This is a genomic window from Cereibacter azotoformans, from assembly GCF_021391315.1.
In the GTDB taxonomy this organism is placed as follows: Bacteria; Pseudomonadota; Alphaproteobacteria; order Rhodobacterales; family Rhodobacteraceae; genus Cereibacter_A; species Cereibacter_A azotoformans.
Window position 1 is genome coordinate 333484 of the sequence record NZ_CP090022.1, and the last position, 20656, is coordinate 354139.

The following is a 20656-nucleotide window of genomic DNA, read 5'->3' on the forward strand; positions in this document are numbered from 1 at the left end:
GGCGGTCATCAAGCAGCGCGTCCACCGTCGCCGGGACATCGACCGTCGCCTCGATCACGCCTGCCGCCTGCAGGGCGACGCCGGCCCGCAGGATCGACTCGCGCTGCGAGACGCCGATGCGGGGCTGCGACAGATCGGTGCGCTCGTCCAGTTGCCGTCGACCACCGCGGCCGGCAGGCCCGTGACCCCGGCGACGATGCGCTTCAGCCCGGCCGGATCGGCCACCGCCTCGTTCCGCGCCGCCTCGTAGACCCCCAGCACACGCTCGACGATGGCCGGGTTCTCCTCCAGAAACGCCTCGCGCACGTTCAGGATGCCCCAGGTATTGGCCGCCGGATCGCGGTGGAACAGCACCGCCCCGTCCTCCACCTCGGCCGAGGCCATGATCGGGTCGAGACCGGCCCAGGCGTCGACGTCGCCGCGGATCAGCGCGGTGCGGCCGTCGGCATGTTGCAGCAGCACCACCCGGACATCGTCCTGGCTCAGCCCCGCCTCGGCGAGCGCCCGCACCAGAAAGACATGCGGATCGGTTCCGCGGGTAACGGCGACGGTCCGTCCCTTCAGATCGGCCACCGAGGCAATCCCGCTGTCGGCCCGCGTGACCAGCGCCGTCCATTCCGGGCGCGAGTAGCTGTAGACCGACCGGATCGGGTTGCCGTTGATCCGGGCGAGCAGCGCCGCCGACCCGGCGCTCGACCCGAAGTCGATCGAGCCCGCGTTCAGGAACTCCAGCGCCTTGTTCGAGCCGGCAGACTGCACCCAGGTGATGGCGATGCCGTCCTTTTCGAACTCGCGTTCCAGCAGGCCCTTCTCGCGGATCAGCAGGGACAGGGGATTGTAGGTGGCCCAGTCGATGCGGATCTCGCGCGGGGGATCGGCAAGGGCGGGACCGGCGGCCAGCGCAAGGGCCGCGGTGGCGGCGAGGAACAGGCGACGGGTCAGGGTCATGGCAAGCCTTCATTGATCGCGCCGACCGTTGGGGGCGCGGAAGTCGGGGAACGGGATGAAAGGGACCGCCGCGGGGGCTCGCGGCGGCGATGGCTCAGGCGGCCGCGGTCTGGCGGCCGGCGGCCTCCAGCGCCTGTTCCAGATCGGCCAGAATGTCGTCGATATGCTCGATGCCGATCGACAGGCGCACATAGCCGGGCGTGACGCCGGTCCGAAGCTGGTCCTCGGCGGTCAGCTGCGAATGGGTGGTCGAGGCCGGGTGGATCGCAAGGCTGCGCGCGTCCCCGATGTTGGCGACATGGTAGAAGAGTTGCAACGCGTCGATGAAGCGGCGACCTGCGTCCCGCCCCGCAGCCAGTTCGAAGCCCACAAGACCGCCCTGCCCGCGCGGCAGGTATTTCGCGGCCCGTTCGGCGGCAGCCCCGGTCTGGAAGCCCGGATGGATCACGCGCGACACCTCGGGTCGGGCAGAGAGGAATTCGGCCACCCGCGCGGCGTTTTGCGAATGCCGCTCGATCCGCAGCGGCAGGGTCTCGATCCCTTGCAAAGTCAGGAAGGCGTTGAAGGGCGCGAGCGCAGCGCCAAGGTCACGCAGCAGCGTCGTGCGCGCCTTGACGATATAGGCCACCGGTCCCAACGCCGCCGTCGCTTCCACCCAGACCGCGCCGTGATAGCTAGAGTCGGGGGTGTTCAGCGCCGGCTGGCGGGCGGGATGGGCCGCCCAGTCGAAATTGCCGCCATCGACGATCAGCCCGCCGATCGAGGTGCCGTGCCCGCCCAGATACTTGGTCGAGGAATAGACCACGATCGCAGCCCCATGGTCGAACGGGCGCACCAGCAAGGGCGCCGCGGTATTGTCCACGATCAGCGGAATGCCCAGCGGCCGGCCGAGCGCCGCCACTTCGGCGATGGGGAACACCTCGAGCTTGGGATTGGGTAGGGTCTCGGCATACCAGGCGCGCGTACGCTCGTCCGAGGCGCGCAGGAAGGCCTGGGGATCGGCGGGATCGACGAAGCGGACCTCGATCCCCTGATCCTTCAGCGTGTTGGCGAACAGGTTCCATGTGCCGCCGTAGAGGTCGGTCGACGACACGATGTTGTCGCCCGCCCGCGCGATGTTCTGGATCGAATAGGCCGAGGCCGCCTGACCCGAGGCCACGGCCAGCGCCGCAGCCCCGCCTTCCAGCGCGGCGATACGCTGTTCAAGGACGTCGGTCGTGGGATTGCCGAGGCGGGTGTAGATGTTGCCAAGCTCTTGCAGCGCAAACAGGGCCGAGGCGTGGTCGGCATCGCGGAACTGGTAGGATGTCGTCTGATAGATCGGCACCGCCACCGCCCCCGTTGTCGGATCGGCGCGGTAGCCCGCGTGAAGGGCAAGTGTCTCGTTGCTTTGGCTGGTCATGGTGTCTCCACAGGTCGGCACAAGGCGATTTGTTCTGTCGTGATTAAAGCCGATTTCCCTCCGGCGTGAATTCCAAAGACCGGCGCCGGAACGATGGCGGCCTGCTGCGACTCTGGCCGGATCGGGAAGATTGTTCTCTGCGGCCGCCATCCATGCCCCCGCGACCGCAGCGCGTCGGGGGATCGCCGGGCGTCATGCCGGAAATCCCTTCCCCGAAGCCTACCGCCCGCGGGCAATCCGTTCCCCTGAGGCGGCACAACTTGGAATGGACCGAGACAGGCCCTTCTGTATCCTTAAATCACGACATGTTTTGACGAGTATTGTCCCCCGGGACATCGCAGAGGAGCTTTCCATGATCCGAATTCCTTCGGCCACGGCGCTGCAAGACACGCCCGCCGCCCGCGCATGAACGAGGCCCATCCATGACCGCACAACAGATCGGACTGAAGGACCGCCTCTGGAAGGAACTGGCGCTGAAGGCGGAGCTGAACACCGATGGCATAGCCATCAGCCGCGAAGCCCTGGAATTCATCGCGCCGGGCGTGAAGACGCAGGAACAGGTGCATACGCTGTTCGAGATGGATTTCGAGATCCACGACGACGAGCTTCCCGCCTATCTTCGCCTCGACCACGGGCTGGTGGTACCGTTCCGCTGGAATCCCGATGCACGCCACCGGATCGTGCTCGACGGCAACCGCACCATCGTCGTGAAGGACGACGAGCAACTGGCCGAGGCACATTTTCCCGAGCGGCCCGCCTATTACGGGCAGAAGACCTCGGACGGGGCGGTGATGGCCACCATCGGCTCGCTCGGATCGGACCGGCAGTTCTTCGTCGCCTACTCCAACGAGTGTTCCTACAAGGACAAGGGCGAGGACTGCCTGTTCTGCAACATCAACTTCACCAAGGATACCTACGGCGAGAAGTCGGGGATCTTCTGGAAGACCGCGAAGCAGATCGGCGAGACCTATGCCGAGGTTCACCGCCAGGGTCTTGTCGATCACGTCAACATCACCGGCGGCGTGATCCCGGAACGGCGTGAACTGGAATACTACCTCGACGTGGCCGACGCGATCCGCAAGCATTCGGGCGTCGAGGATTTCAACGGCACGGCCGTGGTCGCGGCCCCGATCGACCTGCGCAACCTCGACCGGTTCCGCGAGGCGGGCTATCGCACGGTGGGCCTCAACCTCGAGTTCTGGGACAAGGGCATCTACAACGCCATATGCCCCGGCAAGGCGCGGGATTCCGGCGGCTGGGACCACTGGCTGCGCGCCATCGAATATTCGGTAGGCGTCTTCGGCCACGGCAACGTGCGGTCGAACTTCGTGGGCGGGATCGAGCCGAAGAAGAGCCTGCTGGCGGGTATCCAGTACCTGGCCGACAAGGGCGCGGTCGGCACGGCCTCGATCTGGTGCCCGAACCCGGGGTCGGATCTGGAAGGCCACCGCGCACCCGAGGCGCAATGGTATCTCGATCTGGGGCACAAGATCGCGGCGATCTGGAAGAAGGCCGGGTTCACCTGGGCCAACCTCTACGACTCGAACGCCTCGGTCGACACGCTCCAGCACGACATCTGGCGCATCGAGGCCGAGACGCTGCCGATCTTCCAGCGCGACGCCGTCGCCGCCGAATGACATCGGGCGGCGTGCGCGCCGCCCCCTTCCCCTTATCCGCAGGTCAGTCCCGTGAGCAACAGTCAGCCCCGCCACATCGCCATCTACGGCAAGGGTGGCATCGGCAAATCCACCACCACCTCGAACATCGCCGCCGCGCTGGCCGAAGCGGGTCACCGCGTCATCCAGATCGGCTGCGACCCGAAGAGCGACTCCACCACCATTCTTCGCGGGGGCGCCGAGCTTCCCACCGTGCTCGACAGCTTGCGCGACCGTTCGCGCAAGCCGAAACTCGAAGAGATCTCGGCCACCGGCTTCGGCGGCGTCCTGTGCATCGAGGCCGGTGGCCCGGTTCCCGGCGTCGGCTGCGCCGGTCGCGGCATCTCGGCCGCCGTCGATCTGCTGGAAGATCTGCGCGTGTTCGAGACCTTCCAGCCCGACTATGTGCTTTACGACGTGCTGGGCGACGTGGTCTGCGGCGGCTTTGCCGTGCCGATCCGCGACGGCATCGCGGACCGCGCCTTCGTCGTCACCTCGTCGGATTTCATGGCGATCTTCGCCGCCAACAACCTTTTCAAGGCGATCGACAAATATGCGCCCTCGGGCGGAGCGCGGCTGGGCGGGATCATCGCCAACAGCCTGCAACTGCCGCACGCCCGCGCGCTGATCGACGATTTCGCCGAACGGACCGGCACCGAGGTGGTGGGCTATGTCCCGCGCTCGACCGAGGTCGCGCAGGCCGAGCTTTACGGCCAGACCGTGATCGAGGCCGCGCCCTATTCCGAACAGGCCGAGGTCTACCGCCGCCTAGCCCGCCGCGTGACGGGCGAGATCGACACCCGCCTGCCGCGGCCGCTGAACGGCCCGGACCTGAAGGACTGGGCCCGCGGCTGGGGCGACCGGATCTTCGGCACGGAAACGGCTGCCACGGGTGGAGGGATCTGACATGGCCCGTCTCCCCCGTCTTGAAACCCGCGAGGTGCGGCTTGACGCGACCCACGCCTATCTGGGTAGCGCCGCGGCACTGGCGAAGGAATACGCCGGCGACGAACCCCCACCCCGGCGTATCCGCACCTTTTCCGAAGCCGCGCCGGACGATCTGGGTCTCGCGCTCGGCCTGCTCTCGCGGCTGAGCGATCTGGGGCTGGTGGTGCATGGGCCGGCCGGATGCGCGGCGCGGAACCATCCGGCGCTGGCCCCGCTAGCCGTGACCGATCTTGACGAGCGCGATACCGTCCTGGGCTCGGGCGATGTGTTGGCAGACACATTGCGCAAGCTGGATGCGACGGCGCGGCCGGCGGCGCTGACGGTGCTGGGCAGCCCCGTGGTGGCGATCAACAGCGACGATATCCGGGCGACGGTGGCGGAACTGTCGCTTGAACTCGGAAAGCCCGTGGTCTGGGTGCGCACCGACAGCTTCCGCTCGGCCGTTCCTGCGACCGGGGCGGATGCCGCGACGGACGCGCTTCTGCAACTGGCTGACCCGGGGGACGCGCCGCGCGACTTCGGCCTTCTGAACCTGCTGACAACGCAGCGCAGCGTGGAACTCGACGCGCTGGTGGCGCGGATCGAGGCGCTCGGCTGGCGGGTGAACCGCTTGCCCGAGGGTGCATCGGTGGCAGGCCTGCAACGCGCCGCGACGGCAGCGGCAAGCCTTGTGCTCGATCCCGACACGCTCGACCCGCTGGCCGAGGGCCTCGAGCGTCGGTTCGGCGTCCTTCGGCTCGGCTCCGCGGTGCCGGTTGGTGCGGCGGCGACAACGGCACTCTTGCGTCGTCTTGCGGCGCTGGCGGGGCTTCAGGCCCCTGTCCCGCCGCTGGCGCAGGACGAACGCGGGCTGGCCGGCCATCGGCTGGCGATCGCATTGCCCCCCGCATGGGCGCTGGCTGTGGCCGATCTGGTCGAGGATCTGGGCGGCGAGGTGGCGCTTCTGTCGGTGCCTCATGTCGATCGCACGCATGCCGCCGCGCTTTACGCCTTTGCCGAGCGGCGCCCTGCGCTTCAGATCCATGTCGGCGAGGCACAGGGGTTCGAGACCGCGGGCCTGCTGCGCCGGATTGCCCCGGACGCGCTTCTGGGGTCGCCCGATGTCGTGGCACAAGCGCTTCGGCAGGGCGTGCCGGCGGCCGTGGCCTCTCCGGCGCGCCTCCTTGGCGCAGGTGCGGCAAAGTACCTGTCGGATCTGCTCACCGATGCGCTGGAGGGTCGCGCCCTCGCCCGCCACGCCGCCCGCGCCGCGGACAGCCCCTACAGCGAGGCGTGGCTGAACCGAAGCCCCGACTGGCACATCAAGCAGGAGGTGCGTTGATGGCCCGCCCGCTTGTCGGCCCCCCGGCATCCTGCGCCCTGCACGGCGCGATCCTGACCGCCGCTGCCATCCCGGGCGTGATCCCGCTCGTGCATTCCACACCCGGCTGCGCGCTCCGCGCCGGTACGGGCGTTACGGGCGATCTGTCCGGTGCCCCGCCCGGACTGCCGCTTGTGGCTTCGACCAATCTTGCCGAAAAGCATGTCGTCTTCGGCGGCACTTCGCGTTTGCGCGAGGAAATCAAGAACACGCTCGCCGTGGTCGAGAGCGGGCTCGTGGCCGTGCTCACCGGCTGCCCGACCGAGATGATCGGCGACGATGTGGCCGCAATGGTCAAGGAGGTGACATCGCAGGGCGAGGCGGTGATCGACATCCAGACCGCCGGCTTCCGCGGCCCCGCGCGCGCGGGCTACGACCTTCTGCTGACCGCGCTGGCCAGTCGGCTGGAGCCGCGCGCCGAGCCGGCCGATGTGCCGCGGATCAACATCCTCGGCATCGTGCCCGGGATCGATCCGCACTGGCTGTCGGAACTCGAGGAACTCTCGCGCCTTCTGGCCGGCGTCGGCCTGCGCGCCAATCCGGTCTTCGGCCCGGCAGGCGGGCTGGACGCGCTGCACGCGCTGGGGCGGGCCGAGGCAAGTCTGGTGCTGTCACCTTGGGGCGTTGGCCCGGCCGAGGCGCTGCGGCAACGGTTGGGCATTCCGACCGTCGTGGCCGAGGGCCTTCCGGTCGGGGCCGCGGCGGTCGAGGCGCTGCTCCGCCGCCTGTCCGAGGCGCTCGGCCGACCGCTGGATGGCGCGGCCGAGGCCTTCCTCGCGTCCGAGCGCCGGCACGAGGACTACCTGCTGAACCAGATACTCGGCCGGCTGGTCAGCGCCGGGCGGCAGCGGGTCGCGGTGATCGGCGGAAGCCTTGCCGCGCCGGGCCTCGAGCGGTTCCTGACCACGGTTCTGGGATGGAAGACCGTGGCCCTCGTCCTGACGGACGAGCCGCCCGCGGCCCTGCGACCCGCGCTGGCCGCCGAAGGGGCAATCTTCGCGCCCGACGCCGCGAGCCGGGCCGAAGCCATCCTGACGAGCGGCGCCAGCCTCTTGATCGGCGGCGCAGACGACCGCGCTCTGGCTGGGCGTCGGGGGATAGCCTTCGTCGATGCCGGCAGCGTCTCCGGTCTGGGAGCGCTGACCGGGGGCCACGCCGGGCGTGCCGGCGCGGCACGACTGCTTTCCGCTCTTGTGACCGGACTCGAGGCCGCGGATGCCCCTGCACTGCGGCCGTATCCTGCGGAGGAAGAAAAGGTCTTGTCCCTGGGCCTTCCTGGGCTGGCGGTCGACCGACAGGTTCAGATCCTTGCCTGAAGGTCAGCCTTCGGGGTCGCGCCGCGCTGGCGCGGCCCCGCCTTTGCCCGCAAGTCGCTCAACGGGTTCCCGGACGCCAAACCACCTTCCGGTGGCGGCGCCGAGAGAACGCTCCTTCTCTCCAACCACCCATCTTTGGCAAGCACCCCTCGCCTCCGAATGATAATTACGACCTACACAGTCGTGTATAGGAGCCCGCGATGAACCACCGGATCGTCGGATTTGCAGGTGGCCTCGGCCGCCCCTCAAAAACCCGGGCGCTGGTCGCACATGCCGTGACCGCGACGACCACGGCTTTTGGCGGAACTGCCGGCCTGCACGATCTGTTCGATCTGCAATCCTCGCTGGGTCAGGCCGCACGGCTGGACGAGCTGCACCCGCGTGCCGCCCGCGTCGTGCAGGATCTGCTTGCCGCCGATGCGCTGATCGTTGGCACCCCGGTCCACAAGGGCAGCTACACCGGCCTTTTCAAGCATCTCTTCGACCTGATCGAGCCCGAGGCTCTGGCGGGCAAGCCGGTCCTTCTTCTCGCCACCGGCGGCGGCAACCGGCACGCGCTGGTGATCGAACACCAGCTTCGGCCGCTGTTCGGCTTCTTCGAGGCGCTGACCCTGCCCACCGGCATCTATGCCGGAAATGCCGATTTCACCGATGGCGAGCCTTCCTCGCCGGTTCTGCTGGATCGCATCCAGCGCGCGGTGCGGCAGTTCTCGCCCTGGCTCGGCACTGTCCGAACGACAGGCACGGCGCTTCTGCCCGCCTGATCCGTTTCCCCTTCCGTCCTCAGCAAAGGAGCACTCCATGACCCGCAAGATCCGATTGGGCGCCTTCCTGCCCGGCGGCGGCCAGCACATCGCCTCGTGGCGCCACCCGGACCAACCCGCCGATGGCGCGACCAGCTTTGCCTTTCACCGCCGGCTTGCCGAGACCGCCGAACGCGGGCTGTTCGACGCCTACTTCCTTGCCGACGGCCTGGCCGTGGGCTTTGGCGGTGCGCGCGAAGGTGGCAACGCCCGCGTTGCGGGCTTCGAGCCGGTCACCCTGTTCTCGGCGCTGGCTCCGCTGACCCAGCACCTCGGCTTCATCGCCACATCCTCGACCACCTACGAGGAACCCTATACCACCGCCCGCAAGTTCGCGTCGTTGGACCTGATCTCGGGCGGGCGCGCGGGGTGGAACGTGGTCACGACCACCGGCGACGCCACGGCGCAGAACTTCAACCGCGACACCCAGCTTCCCCATGCCGACCGCTACCGGCGCGCCCACGAGCATGTCGAGGTTGTCAGGAAGCTGTGGGACAGCTTCGAGGATGACGCCTTCCCGCGTGACAAGGAGACCGGGGTCTTCTTCGATCCCGAAAAGCTGCATGACGCGGACCACAAGGGCGCGCATTTCAGCGTGAAGGGGCCGCTCAACGTGCCGCGCTCGGCGCAGGGGCATCCGGTCATCGTGCAGGCTGGCCAATCCGAGGATGGTCGCGACTTCGCCGCCGCCCATGCCGAGGTGATCTTCACCGCCCACCAGCATGTCGAGACCGCGCGCGAGTTCTATGCCGACGTGAAGGCCCGCGCCCGCGCCCATGGCCGCAATCCCGACCATGTGCTGATCATGCCCGGCGTCTCGCCCTTCGTCGGCCGCACCGAGGACGAGGCGCGCGAGAAATACGACCGGCTGACCGAGTTGATCGTTGAAGAGGACGGGATCGGGCTGCTGAACGGCCTGACGGGCGGAACGCTGGATCTTCGCGGCCAGGACCTTGACGGTCCGTTGCCGCCCGCCCCGCCGACCGAAGGCATGAAAAGCCGGCAGGAGCTGATCCGCCGGATCGCCGACGAGAACGGCTTCACCATCCGCCAGCTTTACCGCTGGGTCGCCTCGGCCCGCGGGCATTTCACGATCGTCGGATCGGCCACGCAGATCGCGGACACGCTTCAGGACTGGTTCGAGACCGGCGCCGCAGATGGGTTCAACATCCTGCCGCCGTGGCTGCCGACCGCGCTGGACGATTTCGTGGATCTGGTGATCCCGGAACTTCAGCGCCGCGGCCTGTTCCGCACCGCCTATGAGGGCCGGACCCTGCGTGGCAACCTTGGGCTTCCCTATCCCGAGAACCGCTGGGCGATCGCGCGGGCGGCCTCCCGCGCCGCCGAGTAGCGCCCTGCCCCACCCGGTGCGATGACTGTCCCCGGGTGGGGGACCTTTCTTCGGTCGCGGAGGATCAGTCTTTGGCCGAGGTGGCGGGCTCTGATGGGTCCTTCGGCGCAAGTGGCACCCCGTGATACAGGCCTGCGACATGGCGGGCTTCGGCAAAGAACAGCCAGCGCGCGACGACGGCGCCCGCCAGATGCAGGGCCGCGGCCAGCGGCACGGCCCCGGGCGCAAGGATCAGGACCGCAGCCGGGACCACGCCCGCCAGAAGGACCGCCAGCCAGCGCAGCGCCCGAAGGCGGGGCCGACCGTCGACGATTTCGCGCGTCAGCCATGTCGGGCCGGTTGACGGTTGCTCGAAGCTGCGCACCCGGCTGAAGCGGGCGAGACCGGTTGCATGCTCCAGCGTCAGGGAGAGCCTCGCCATACGCCGGTCGCCAAAGACGAAGCTTGCCGCAAGGCCGGCCGAAAGCGCAACGCAGAGGGCTGCCGCCGACGGCCCCGGCACCGCGATCACGGCACCCCCCGCAGCGGCGAAACCCAGAAACAGGGCTGGCGTGGTCCAGTGATGCCAGCGCGGAACGGCCCGCAACTGGCCGTAGATCATCGCGGTCGAGATCACCGTGCCAAGGCAGGCAAATGCCCCCGGTATCCCCCAGGATGCCGGCCGCAGACCTCCGGCCAGATCAGTTACCGCCACCGGCACCAGAAGCGCGAGGGCGGCGACAGCGCCCCATGCCTCGCGCGAGAGCCAGCTTGTCCGCAGCCGGCTGAAGGCGAACCGGGCACGCAGCGGATGCGCAAGATGGAAGGTCGAGGCCACAAGCCCCGCCAGCACAAGCGCATGGCCCGCGGCCCAGACGGTCGGGGTCGCCCCACCCAGCGCCGCAAGGGCCAGCGTTCCGAAGCCGGCCCCCGACAGGACGGTGAACAGAAGAAGGGACGGCGCGGGCCGCATCAGCGCCCTCCTGTCAGGCGGTCGAGCCAGCCCCGGACCCCCTGCCCCGGCGCAATCGGCGACAGCGGCGGCACCGCGGGCGCGGCATCCTTCGGGCGGGGCGGCAGATACCTGCCCGCTGGCCGGGTGCCCAGTTCCGGCAGCAGATCGAAGCCGCCGCGCTCGGCGACCAGGCGGCTGAGCGCGCTTTCAGGATCGCCAAGATCGCCCGCATGGCGGGCACCTGTCGGGCAGGCCCGCACGCAGGCCGGCAGGCGGTCGTCCTCGGGGCGCGAAGGGTCCTGTGGCAGGTCAAGGCAGAGCGTGCATTTCCGCATCACGCCCGCCACCGGATCAAGTTCGCGCGCCCCGTAAGGACAGGCCCAGGCGCAGAGCCCGCAGCCAAGGCAGCGTGCATCGTCGATCGCCACCACCCCGTCGGGCCGCAGGCGACTGGCGCCCGTAGGGCAGACCGGGACACAGGGCGGATCCTCGCAATGCTGGCAAACCCTTGGAAAGTGAATAATCTGCGCCGGCCCGGTGTCGGGTTCGATCTCATAACAATGCACGCGCGTGAGAAAGGCACCCTCGGGTGCTGCGCCATGGCTGTCGCGGTCTCCCAGAGTCGTCGCGGGCTCGCGCGCGTGCCAGCCCTTGCAGGCGATGGTGCAGGCGTGACAGCCCACGCAGGTGTCAAGGTCGATGACCAGTGCAGGTTTCCGGCGGTGTGTCATCGGCGCCCCCGGATGCTCAGCCGGATCGGCGCGAAGGCGGGTCGGACCTGCGATCGCGGGCCGATCCGCTCCAGCCGCACCCTCAGGTCGAACCAGGCCGCCTGACCCGTCACCGGATCGGCATTGGCGCGGCGCCCGCCCCCCTCAGGGCCGTCTGGCAGAAGGTCGTGCATCAGATGGTTCAGCAGGAAGCCCACCCGGGCCTCGGGGGCATCATCGTCCAGCGCCCATGCCCCCTTGCGCTTGCCGATGGCGTTCCAAGTCCAGACCGTTCCGGGATTGAGCGCCGCCATCCGCGCGACGGGAACCTCGATCGAGCCAGCCGGAGAGGTCAGCCGCGCCCAGTCGCCGTCCTGAAACCCCAGCCGCTCCCACTCGCCTGAGGGCACGAACAGCACGTTCCGCCCCAGGATCTGCCGCAGCCAGCCGTTCATCGACCCCCATGAGTGATACATCGCCGCCGGCCTTTGCGTCAGCGCGTGAAGCGGGAAGTCGGCCGCCTGCGCCTCGCTTTCCGGCGGCGTCCATTCGGGCAGCGGGTCCATCGCGGCCAGAAGTCGGGGCCGCAACTCATCCGGCGGCTGGTGCGGGCCGTGTCTCAGCGCGGCAAGCTGGAAGCGTCGCAAGGGTTCGCTCCAGATCGTGAACAGATAGGGCTGCGGCCTGTCCTGAAAGCCCATCGCCACCGCCCAATCCTGCCATGCCCGGTTCCAGGGCTTGAAGAAGGCGGCTTCGGCCGGGACTTCGGCGGAGAACACCCCGCCTGCCTCGATATACCGGGCCAGCTGGTCGGGGTTGGGGGCGCCGCGCCCCTGCGCCGTCCCATCGCCGCGCCAGCCGGCCAGAGGCCCGATGCCGGGCCGGCGCTGGTGCCGCACCAGATAGTCGGCATAATCGGCATAGGTGGCCGAACCGTCCGCTTCGGCAAACCCCGGCAGGCCAAGGCGGTGGCCAAGGTCGATCAGCACCGACTGGAACGGCCGCACGTCCCGGTCGGGCGCAACCACCGGCCAGCGGATAGCATCCACCGCCCGGTCGGCGCGACTGGCCGACCGATCCAGCAGAGAGATCGCGTCATGACGCTCCAGATAGGTGGTGTCGGGCAGGACCAGATCGGCATAGGCCACGGTTTCCGACGCATAGGCATCCGACAGGATGACATGGGGAATGCGGTAGCTGCCGTCGGGATCGGTATCGGTCAGCATCCGCGCGACCTCGGCCGGGTTCATGGACGAGTTCCACGCCATGTTCGCCATGTACAGAAACAGCGTGTCGATCCGATAGGGTCGGCCGGCATGGGCGTTGGCGATCACCCGCTGCATCAGGCCATGCGCGGCGAAGGGGGCATCCCAGCTGAAGGCCTCATCGATCCTCGCGGGGCGGCCGTCTTCGGTCAGTGCAAGGTCCGCCGGGCCACGGGGAAAGCCCAGATGCGGCCCCTCCAGCGGCTGTCCGGGCCGGGCGCGGAAATGCGGCACGGGATGGGCGGACATCGGCCTTGGGTAAGGCGGCCGGAAGCGCATGCCGCCCGGCACCTCGATGCAGCCAAGAAGCATCTGAAGCAGATGAAACGCCCGCGCAGTCTGAAAGCCGTTCGTATGCGCGGCGATCCCCCGCATGGCGTGAAATCCGACCGGGCGGCCGATCATGCGGGCATGGTGGCCCCCCCGGAAATCGGTCCAGGGCTGATCGAGCGCGATCGCCTCGTCAAAGGCCACCTGCGCCAGTTCCGCCGCCAGCGACCGGATGCGTGCGGCCGGGATGCCCACGCGGGCCGCCACCCTGTCCGCCGAATGGCGCGGGTCGAGGTAGCGGTCGGCGAGCGTGCGGAACACGGTGCGGTGGCCGGGCCATTCCGCCAACGGGTCAGGCTCGACCCCATCGGCGTCAAAGGGGGCGAGCCGTCCGGTGCGGCGGTCCACCACCAGCGCCCGCCCCGCGTCATCGCGCAGGCAAAGGCCGCTGTTGGGGCCCGACCCCTCGGCCAGCAGGCAGGCCGCATCGGTCCAGCAGGCAAGATAGTCAAGGTCGATCCGCCCCGCCGTCAGCAGCTCATGCACCAGCGCCAGCGCCAGAAGTCCGTCGCTTCCCGGGGTAATTCCCAGCCATTCGTCGGCCATGGCCGAATAGCCGGTCCGGATCGGGTTGATCGCGACCACCCGCCCCCCGCGCGCCTTGACCGCCGCCAGCCCCGCCTTGATCGGGTTGCTGTCATGATCCTCGGCGACGCCGATCAGCAGCAGAAGCCGCACCCTGTCCCAGTCGGGCTGGCCGAACTCCCAGAACGAGCCGCCCAGCGTCATGATACCCGCCGCCGCGACGCTGACCGAGCAGAAGCCGCCATGCGCGGCAAAATTCGGCGTGCCGAACATCTGCGCCCACCATCCGGTGAAGCTTTGCGACTGGTCACGGCCGGTGAAGAAGGCAAGTCGCTCCGGCGCGCTGGCCCGGATCGGGGCCAGCCAATCGACCGCCGTCGCCAGCGCCTCGTCCCACGAGATCGCCTCGAACGCGCCAGAGCCGCGCGGGCCGATCCGGCGCAGGGGGGACGACAGTCGCGCCGGGCTGGTGACCTGCATGATGCCGGACGCGCCCTTGGCGCATATCCGGCCGCGGTTCACCGGGTGGTCGCGGTTGCCCTCGATATAGCGCACCTTCCCTGAGTGAAGGTGAACGTCGATCCCGCAGCGGCAGGCGCACATGTAGCAGGTGGTCTTGCGGATGCCGTCCGATTGATCCGCCGTCGCTGTCTCGGGAATTGGCAACATGATACACGACTTCTTAATCGTGTAATATCTAGCACGCTGCCCCGGAAATGGCATTCCAAAGAACGAAGTTCGGGAGAAAACCATTCCCCGCAGCATCGCCGCCAGCGGCATTGGCGGGGCGCCCGGCCACGACCGGGATCCGCAGACAGCGGCAGGTCGCGCTGCCTGCGCGGATAGCGGGTCAGCGATCCTCTTCGAAGAAGCGGCTGAGGATCGCTTCCTCCAGCCTTGCAGCCTCGGGGGCGCCGTGGTGGCGCGGGCGCGGCAGGGTCACGTCGATGTCCATCGCGATCCGGCCCTGATCCAGCATCACGATCCGGTCGGCCAGCATCACCGCCTCTGAGACGTCATGCGTCACCAGAACCGCCGTGAACCCCTGCCGATGCCAGATCCGGTGCAGCAGGCGCTGCATCTCGATCCGGGTCAGCGCGTCCAGCGCGCCCAGCGGCTCGTCCAGGGCAAGGATCTTCGGCTTGCCGATCAAGGCACGCGCCAGCGCCACCCGCTGCCGCTGACCGCCCGACAGCGCCGAGGGCCAGTCGCCGCCGCGGCCGGAAAGCCCCACCTCGTCCAGAAGCGCCACCGCGCGCTGGTGCGCCGCGGCGCCACGGGCAAGGCCGGTCAGGCCGACGGCCACATTTTCGACCACCCGCGCCCAGGGCAGAAGCCGCGCCTCTTGAAACATGATGCGGATATCCGACGGGCCGCGCGCAGATCCGCGGTCGATCCGGCCTTCGTCGGGGGCATCAAGGCCGGTCAGCAAACGCAGAAGCGTGCTCTTGCCGCAGCCGCTCTTGCCGACGATGGCAAGAAACTGGCCCGCCGGCACGTCCAGATCCAGCCGGTCGAGCACGGTCTTGCCGCCCAGCCTGCGCGTGACCCCACGCAGCGAGAAGGCAGCGGAAGCTCCGGCCGCGACCGCGGGGAAGGTCTCAAGCTTCATCATCGGTCTCCTTGCGCGCTGTAGGACGGGTGCCACGCCAGCGTCCGCCGTTCGAGCAGCCGCGCCGCGCTGTCGGCAAGCTTGCCCAGCAGGGCGTAGATCAGGATCGACAGCACCACGACGTCGATCAGCAGGAACTCGCGCGCCTGCATCGCCATGTAACCAAGGCCGGAATTGGCGGCGATGGTCTCGGCCACGATCAGCGTCAGCCACATGATCCCCAGCGCATAGCGCAGGCCGACGAAGATCGCGGGCAGCGCGCCGGGCAGGATCACCCGCCAGAACAGCGCCGCGCGCCCCATGCCGTGGATGCGCCCCATCTCGACCAGCTGGGGGTCGACGCTCTGGATGCCAAGCAGGGTGTTGACATAGATCGGGAAGAACACGCCAAGCGCCACAAGGAACAGCTTGGCCTCTTCATCGATGCCGAACCACAGGATGACCAGCGGGATCAGCGCAAGATGCGGGATGTTGCGGATCATCTGCAATGTCGTGTCGGTCAGGTCGCGGCTGAGCGCATTGAGCCCGTTCGCCAGCCCCAGCGCAAAGCCGATGCTGCCGCCAATGGCAAAGCCCGCCAGAGCCCGCCACGCGCTGATGCCGATATGTCGGAACAGATCGCCCGAGTGGGCAAGCTGCACCAGCGCCGCCAGAACCGCCGAGGGCGCCGGAAGGACATGCGCGGGGATAGCGCCGCCTCTGGCCAGAAGTTCCCAAAGTGCGATGATCGCGGCGGGAAGAAGCCAGCCCGCCCCGGCGCGGGCGAGCCTGTGAAGCCGGGGCGGGATTGTGGTCATCTGCCGGGCCTCAGTTCGTGGGCGGGGTCCAGACGGCATCCGCCACGCGGATCGCCTTCGGGATCAGGCCGAGGCTCAGGAAGCGGTCCGCCGTCTCTTGCTGGTGGCCGATGATGGTGTCGGTGACCGGGAACACGCCGAACTTCGCGCGGTTCGCGGCCAGGGTCTGCGCCTCGATCGGAACGCCCGTCACCTCGGCCAGGGCCTGTGCCACCTCGTCGCGATGCCCGTCGGCCCAGTCGGCGGCCTCGGCCAGCGCCTGAAGCACCGAGGCGATCACCGGCGCATGGTCGGCTGCAAAGCCGGTGTTGGCCAGAAAGTAGGTGTTGACCTGAAGGACATCGGGCGAGCGGACCAGAACGGTCGGCCGATAGCGCGTCTCGGCGATGGCGAGGAAGGGATCCCAGATCGACCAGGCGTCGATCTTGTCGGTGGCGAAGGCCGCCGCCGCATCCGCCGGGCCGAGATAGACCGGCTCCACATCCGCGAATTGCAGCCCGTTCGCCTCGAGCGCCGCCACCAGAAGATTGTGCGCCGAGGTGCCCTTACCCACACCCACCTTCCGGCCCTTGAGATCCGCAATCGAGGCGATGCCGCTGTCCTTCTTGGCGATGATCGCCTCGCCTTCGCCGTTCGACGGCAGCGCCGCGACATAGCTGATCGCCGCCCCGGCCGACTGGCCGAAGATCGGCGGGGCATCGCCCGTCCAGCCAAGGTGGATCGCGCCCACATTGAGCGCCTCGACCAGCGGCGGCCCGGCCGTGAACTCGACCCATTCGACCGAAACTCCCAGCGGTTTCAGCGCCGCCTCGAACGTTCCCTGCCGTCTGGCGATCACCGGAAGGCCCGCCTTCTGGTATCCCACCTTCAGCGTCGTGATCTGTTGCGCCCCGACCGGCAAGGCCAGCGCCGACAGCAAAAGCGTCGCCCCGGTGGCGAAGGTGCGTCTGGTCATGGTCATATCCGGTGTCTCCTTGACTGTCGTTCCGCAGTCGCCCGACTGCCCCCCATTAAAATCGACAACTATGGTCGTGTATGTCAACAAGGCGGGGCAGAGGGGGCAGGCACGCGTCCGGGGCTGCCGCCATCCAGCGGCATTCTGGTCATGTAATTGATTTGGCAGCGACTTCCGGGGCCGCTGGTGCAAGGTGGCGCATCTGTCGTGGAAGATCGATCTTCCGTCGCCCCCGGTCACGCAAGAACGGCCTCCCGCAGCGGCAAAGATCGCATCATTCGTTTTCGCCCATCAGGGACCAGACGGCCGGTTTCCCGGCAAAGGGCCGCACGCCAGCCTCCCGAATGGGTCAGCCAGGATTCGGTCGCAGTCACGCGTCGGACGCCGGCAGGAAAAACATTCCACGAAAGCCGCGAGCAAGAGAGCGATCCGCTCTGCAGCGTGTCGACTTTGGAATGGCCCCGGAACCGCTTCCTCCGCATGCTGCATCACGACTGACTGAATCGGGTTTGATCCTGGCGCCGCACTCCCTGATCGGGGCGGAAGCTCGCGCCTCAAGCCGGCACGACCCTAGTTTGGAGACTGACATGAAGATCCGAAGCGTCCTCGCGGGCGCAGTATCTGCCCTTGGCCTTTTTGCGGCCCAGGCCCAGGCCGAAGCGCCCAGCGAGATCACCGTTGCCTACTTCCTCGAGTGGCCGCTGCCCTTCGAGGCCGCCAAGAGCCTTGGCACCTTCGAGAAGGAACTGGGCGTCAAGATCAACTGGCGCGCCTTCGACACCGGCACCGCCATGTCGGCGGCCTTCGCATCTGGCGATGTGCAATACGCCATCAGCCAGGGCGTGCCGCCGTTCGTGACCGCGGTTTCGGCCGGTCAGGATCTGATCGTGATCGACGCGGCCGTGGGCTACGCCGAGAACGACAACTGCGTGGTGCGAACGGATCTGGAAATCACCCGCGACAACGCGAAGGACCTGGAAGGCAAGAAGGTCGGCCTGCCGATCGGCACCGCACCGCATTTCGGTTTCCTGAAGGTGGCCGAGCATCTGGGCATCGACGTCTCGAAGGTGCAGGTGGTGGACATCGCGCCGGCAGACGCGGCGGCGGCCTTCGCGGCCGGCAATTTCGACGCGGTCTGCGGCTGGGGCGGCCCGCTCAGGCGCATGAAGGAACATGGCAACGTGCTGCTGACGGGCGCTGAAAAGGAAGCCATCGGGATCAAGATCTTCGATGTCGTCTCGACCACCGCGGTCTTTGCCAACGAACAGCCCGAGCTGACATCCAGGTTCTTGAAGGTCATCAACGACGCGAACGACGCGTGGAAGGCCGACCCCGAGAGCCTTCTGCCAGTGATCGCGAAGGACAGCGGTCTGGACGAACAGGCGGCGAAGGACAACCTTGCCACCTTCACCCTGCTGCCGATCGACGAAAAGCTGGGGCCGGACTGGCTGGGTGGCGGCGTTCAGACCTATCTGAAGGAGGTGGCCGATTTCTTCGTCTCGACCGGCAACATCCCTCAGGCGCTGCCCAGCTATGATGCTGTCGTGAAACCCGAATTCCTTGCCGCCGCGGCCAAGGGCTAACGGGCAGCGGGGGCCTGTCGGCCCCTGCACCCGGAGAATTTCCATGACCACACTCACGGTCCGGAACCTGTCCGTCTCCTTTCCCGCCACGGGCCAAACGCGACTTGCGGCCCTGCAGGACGTGTCCTTCACCATTGCCGCGGGCGAGATGGTCGCGATCCTCGGCCCCTCGGGTTGCGGCAAGACCACCCTTCTCAACGTGCTTGCAGGCTTCCTTCGCCCCACCTCGGGCGAGGCGCTGCTGAACGGTCACCCGATCAGCGGCCCCGGCGCCGAGCGCGGGGTCGTCTTCCAGCAGGGCGCGCTGTTCGAATGGATGAGCGTAAAGGCGAACGTCACCTTCGGGCCGCGCATGAAGGGCATGCCGAGGGCCGAGCGGGACGCCCTCGCCCGCCGTCTGCTTGGCCTCGTCGGCCTGTCGGATGTCTCCGACCGCGCGGTTCATTCGCTGTCGGGCGGCATGCAGCAACGGGTGGCGCTGGCGCGCTGCCTTGCGAATGACCCGGCCCTGATCCTGATGGACGAGCCTCTGGGCGCACTCGACGCGCTGACGCGCGAAAAGATGCAGGAGCTGGTTCTGAAGCTCTGGCACGAGGCGGCCCGGACGGTGGTCCTCATCACTCACTCGGTCGAAGAGGCGATGCTGCTGGGCGAGCGCCTGTTCATCATGGCGCCGCGGCCCGGGCGGATACTTCAGGATTATCGCCTGCCCTTCGCCCGCGCCGCGCAGACCGAGGGCATCCGCGCCGTCAAGCAGACACAAGCGTTCCAGCGCCAGCGCGACGAGATCCTGTCGCTGATCTGGGACATGGAAGAGGCGATCATGGGATCGGACACGGAAGCCGAACCCCAGGGAGACGGAACAAGGGCGGGCAAGTCCGGGACGGGCAAGGCGGCATGATCCTTCTGGCGCTTTATCTTGCGGCTTTTGTCACCGCGCTTCTGCTGGTCAGGCTGGTGCGCCGCCCGGTTCTGCGACCTGCCTTCGGCGATACCGGCGCGCTTCGCGCCGACCGCGCGGCTTCGCTGGCGTCCGTGGTGGCGCTTTTCCTGCTCTGGGGGGCCTTTACCGGCTCCGTGCTTGTGCCCATCCATGTGCCGGCCGCCTTCACCGGCGAAACCTCGTTCCGCTACAGCGCAGCGGCGCCGAGCGAGGCGCCGGTAGAAGCTGTGGTGCATGTCCGCGTCCATCCCGCGACCGAACCACTCGGATCGCCGCCGGCCCCGACACGCGGCACCCCGGCCGAGGACGATGCGGTGTCGGTTCCTGCCGGCCGCTCGGCATTGATCCGCGCCACCGACAACGATCCGGCCGCCACCGCACCGGGCTATGCGGTCACGGCCATCGACGGCCAGCCGATCCGACCCGGCGCGACCGTCGCCGTGGCCGATGGCAAGGTAACTCTCTCGCCCCGCGGCTCGTTGAAGTTCGAGCCTGCCAAGGGCTGGCAGATGGAGCCGATCTGGCTTCCCGCGCCCGAGGCGGTGGCGGCGCGACTGGGCCAGATCGCGCGCGAGGGCTTCCAGAACACGGGCCTCGCAAGCCATCTCGGCGCCTCGCTGTTCCGGGTGCTGTCGGGCTTTCTGGCCGGTGCGCTCGTGGGAATTCCGCTGGGCTACGCCATGGCCCTGTCGCCCTGGGCGCGGGGCTGGTTCGATCCGATCGTCGAATTCATGCGCCCGGTCCCACCGCTGGCACTGATCCCGCTGGTCATCATCTGGTTCGGGATCGGAGAGGTCGGCAAGGTGATACTGCTGTTTCTCGCATCGCTCTGGATCATGGCGATCGCGGCACGGTCGGGGGTGACGAGCGTGCGGCTGGCCAAGGTTCATGCGGCCTATTCGCTGGGCGCGTCGAAGCCGCAACTGCTGTGGCATGTGATCGTGCCGCATTCGCTGCCCGACCTGTTCACCGGGGCGCGCGTGGCGATGGGGGTCTGCTGGGGCACGGTGGTGGCGGCCGAACTGGTGGCCGCCGAAAAGGGCGCCGGAATGATGATCATCGCGGCGTCGAAGTTCCAGCAGACCGACGTGGTGCTGATGGGGGTGATCCTGATCGGCCTGATCGGCTACGGGATCGACATCCTGATGCGGCTGGCCGAAAGCCGGCTGGTGCCCTGGAAGGGCCGGGCCTGACCGACGGCAGCGTGCCTCCGCAAGGC

The 20656-nt window shown here is 68.3% G+C and carries 17 protein-coding genes; 9 read left to right on the forward strand and 8 right to left on the reverse strand.

Annotation, left to right across the window (positions count from 1 at the left end):
- Positions 1–54: 54 nt before the first annotated feature.
- Together LV780_RS16695 and LV780_RS16700 are read right to left on the reverse strand one after the other, a co-directional pair.
- Positions 55–948 carry an aliphatic sulfonate ABC transporter substrate-binding protein gene (locus tag LV780_RS16695; protein WP_205025753.1) on the reverse strand — a complete coding sequence of 298 codons (894 nt, stop codon included), beginning with the start codon at positions 946–948 and terminating at the stop codon, positions 55–57.
- 94 nt (positions 949–1042) lie between these two features.
- A complete protein-coding gene (locus LV780_RS16700; RefSeq protein WP_108222352.1) occupies positions 1043–2350 on the reverse strand; it encodes an O-acetylhomoserine aminocarboxypropyltransferase/cysteine synthase family protein in 1308 nt (435 codons plus the stop codon).
- A gap of 422 nt (positions 2351–2772) precedes the next feature.
- Between LV780_RS16700 and LV780_RS16705 the strand changes: the two genes are divergently transcribed.
- The 6 genes from LV780_RS16705 to LV780_RS16730 all read left to right on the forward strand — a co-directional run bounded on the left by LV780_RS16705 (position 2773) and on the right by LV780_RS16730 (position 9783).
- A complete protein-coding gene (locus tag LV780_RS16705) occupies positions 2773–3987 on the forward strand; it encodes a radical SAM protein (protein WP_108222353.1) in 1215 nt (404 codons plus the stop codon).
- A gap of 51 nt (positions 3988–4038) precedes the next feature.
- A complete protein-coding gene (locus LV780_RS16710; protein WP_108222354.1) occupies positions 4039–4911 on the forward strand; it encodes a nucleotide-binding protein in 873 nt (290 codons plus the stop codon).
- Between the two features lies 1 nt (position 4912).
- A complete protein-coding gene (locus LV780_RS16715) occupies positions 4913–6274 on the forward strand; it encodes a nitrogenase component 1 (RefSeq protein ID WP_108222355.1) in 1362 nt (453 codons plus the stop codon).
- Positions 6274–7629, forward strand: coding sequence for a nitrogenase component 1 (locus LV780_RS16720; protein WP_108222356.1), 1356 nt, complete (start codon positions 6274–6276; stop codon positions 7627–7629). Before LV780_RS16715 ends, LV780_RS16720 begins: the two co-directional genes overlap by 1 nt.
- Before the next feature lie 200 nt (positions 7630–7829).
- Positions 7830–8393: an FMN reductase gene (msuE, locus tag LV780_RS16725; protein WP_108222357.1), complete on the forward strand. Its 564-nt coding sequence runs from the start codon at positions 7830–7832 to the stop codon at positions 8391–8393.
- Between the two features lie 37 nt (positions 8394–8430).
- Positions 8431–9783 (forward strand): LLM class flavin-dependent oxidoreductase, encoded by a 1353-nt coding sequence (locus LV780_RS16730; RefSeq protein WP_108222358.1) that lies wholly within the window; start codon positions 8431–8433, stop codon positions 9781–9783.
- Between the two features lie 64 nt (positions 9784–9847).
- On the opposite strand, the gene LV780_RS16735 is transcribed toward LV780_RS16730, so the two are convergent.
- The 6 genes from LV780_RS16735 to LV780_RS16760 form a co-directional block, all read right to left on the reverse strand.
- Entirely contained in the window at positions 9848–10735 is an 888-nt protein-coding gene (locus tag LV780_RS16735) for a dimethyl sulfoxide reductase anchor subunit family protein (protein WP_108222359.1), read from the reverse strand.
- Positions 10735–11448 carry a 4Fe-4S dicluster domain-containing protein gene (locus tag LV780_RS16740; protein ID WP_108222360.1) on the reverse strand — a complete coding sequence of 238 codons (714 nt, stop codon included), beginning with the start codon at positions 11446–11448 and terminating at the stop codon, positions 10735–10737. Before LV780_RS16740 ends, LV780_RS16735 begins: the two co-directional genes overlap by 1 nt.
- Positions 11445–14216, reverse strand: a complete 2772-nt coding sequence (locus LV780_RS16745; RefSeq protein ID WP_108222361.1) for a molybdopterin-dependent oxidoreductase — start codon at positions 14214–14216, stop codon at positions 11445–11447. The genes LV780_RS16740 and LV780_RS16745 overlap by 4 nt, the downstream gene beginning before the upstream one ends.
- Before the next feature lie 181 nt (positions 14217–14397).
- A complete protein-coding gene (locus LV780_RS16750; RefSeq protein WP_108222362.1) occupies positions 14398–15159 on the reverse strand; it encodes an ABC transporter ATP-binding protein in 762 nt (253 codons plus the stop codon).
- A complete protein-coding gene (locus tag LV780_RS16755; RefSeq protein ID WP_108222363.1) occupies positions 15159–15956 on the reverse strand; it encodes an ABC transporter permease subunit in 798 nt (265 codons plus the stop codon). Before LV780_RS16755 ends, LV780_RS16750 begins: the two co-directional genes overlap by 1 nt.
- A gap of 10 nt (positions 15957–15966) precedes the next feature.
- Complete coding sequence (locus LV780_RS16760; protein ID WP_233864183.1) at positions 15967–16911, reverse strand: aliphatic sulfonate ABC transporter substrate-binding protein; 945 nt, start codon at positions 16909–16911, stop codon at positions 15967–15969.
- 587 nt (positions 16912–17498) lie between these two features.
- On the opposite strand from LV780_RS16760, the gene LV780_RS16765 reads away from it, so the two are divergent.
- Genes LV780_RS16765 through LV780_RS16775 form a run of 3 tightly spaced genes read left to right on the forward strand, consistent with a single transcriptional unit; the run spans position 17499 to position 20630 of the window.
- A complete protein-coding gene (locus tag LV780_RS16765; protein ID WP_108222365.1) occupies positions 17499–18494 on the forward strand; it encodes a taurine ABC transporter substrate-binding protein in 996 nt (331 codons plus the stop codon).
- 43 nt (positions 18495–18537) lie between these two features.
- The gene (locus LV780_RS16770) at positions 18538–19395 is read left to right on the forward strand and encodes a taurine ABC transporter ATP-binding protein (protein WP_108222366.1); all 858 of its coding nucleotides are present in this window, start codon (positions 18538–18540) and stop codon (positions 19393–19395) included.
- Positions 19392–20630, forward strand: a complete 1239-nt coding sequence (locus LV780_RS16775; RefSeq protein WP_117345103.1) for an ABC transporter permease subunit — start codon at positions 19392–19394, stop codon at positions 20628–20630. The genes LV780_RS16770 and LV780_RS16775 overlap by 4 nt, the downstream gene beginning before the upstream one ends.
- The last annotated feature ends 26 nt before the right edge of the window (positions 20631–20656 follow it).